The organism is Microcoleus sp. S28C3 (assembly GCF_036700785.1).
In the GTDB taxonomy this organism is placed as follows: Bacteria; Cyanobacteriota; Cyanobacteriia; order Cyanobacteriales; family Microcoleaceae; genus Microcoleus; species Microcoleus asticus.
This window is the reverse complement of record NZ_JAUBPO010000296.1, coordinates 1-1,209: the sequence shown is the minus strand read 5'-3', so window position 1 is coordinate 1,209 and position 1,209 is coordinate 1. Positions and strand designations below refer to the sequence as shown.

Sequence of the window (1,209 nt, the reverse complement as noted above, 5' to 3'; positions counted from 1 at the left end):
CGTTGCCGTTGGAGTATGGACGTTTGCCGGTCTTTGGGCGAGCGCACTTTTTGACCTGCTTAGTCTAAACTCCAAATAGAACATTGAACCAGTAATTGTTTTATCAAAAAGTATTGTTCCGAAAAAAAGCCGTCGAACAAACGCTTTTTGCCTATTGCTATAACTAGCTGGAATTACAAGAAACAACAGCCACTCGGATGATAGTTTTTACATTTGGAGCGCATTTTAATAGTCCGCAAGATTAATATTGCCGATGACTTTTGAAGTGGGAAATTAGGAGGGACGGCGGATTTAGTTTACAGCCTTTAGCTTTTAGCTTAAATCAGTAACTTTTACTGTCAACAGGAGAACGGCGTTCCCATGCAGTTTGACCATCAACACAGCTCTCGACAGCCTGTACCGGCCGATCCGCTGCGGCACAGCAGGAGGCACCTACTAGCATCCGTCCTATTGCTACTGGACAGCGATCGCACTTTTGCCGACTGGTCTCTCCCCCAACTGCCCCACGTATCAGGATTTACCTACAAAGGAAATCGCTTTTTGGTAGCAACTCACAAAGAGGCTGAGCAGATAGTTTGGGGGTGGCTCGATGATAATTTATGGGCAGTAACCAATACTGATGAAGATATGGACTTGCTGCTCCAGCACTTGCAAATTTCACCATCTCTAGTTGAAGCACTCAATGGACAAGCTACTCTGAATTACCTTCGGACAGTTCATCCTAGAAAATTCTGCAAGCTTCTGTCTCCTACCATAGCCAATCCCACCCAGTTCGTGCAAGCTCTGTTTGAGAACCGCAGCAGACCAGGACTGGTTAAACGCGCCATTTGTGAGTCAGCCCAGTTCTCGCCTCTGGCTTGGACAGAAGTAGAACGGGCTGGATATCTCATTTACTGCATTGTTAATCAACCAGAGGTACTTCCTGGCTCACTTAAACTAACAATCAACTATCCTTATCCCTACAAGTCAATGAAAGAGCGAGCTTAGAAGTATTTAGCGTCACCTGCCAGCATTTATACCCGACCACATTGCCGTTGTCTTTTACAGCAACGGCATGGTCACTGTTGCCAATTGCCTTTCCGAGTGGGAAAAAATAAAAAAATTGCTAATGCGCCTTCTGAGATATCACTTTTATAGAACCCATTTGAGATCTTTTTGCCAATCGGGTAGGATAGCTAAAAGTGGTGGATTAAAAGCAGAGGGGGGAGT

The 1,209-nt window shown here is 45.2% G+C and carries 1 protein-coding gene; it reads left to right on the top strand.

From position 1 onward, the window contains the following. Window positions 1–360: 360 nt before the first annotated feature. The gene (locus QUA13_RS32545) at window positions 361–987 is read left to right on the top strand and encodes a hypothetical protein (protein ID WP_333205231.1); all 627 of its coding nucleotides are present in this window, start codon (window positions 361–363) and stop codon (window positions 985–987) included. Window positions 988–1,209: the final 222 nt, after the last annotated feature.

Coding starts and splice junctions, on each gene's coding strand:
- QUA13_RS32545 (WP_333205231.1), top strand. CDS start 361: ATGCAGTTTGACCATCAACACAGCTCTCGACAGCCTGTACCGGCCGAT.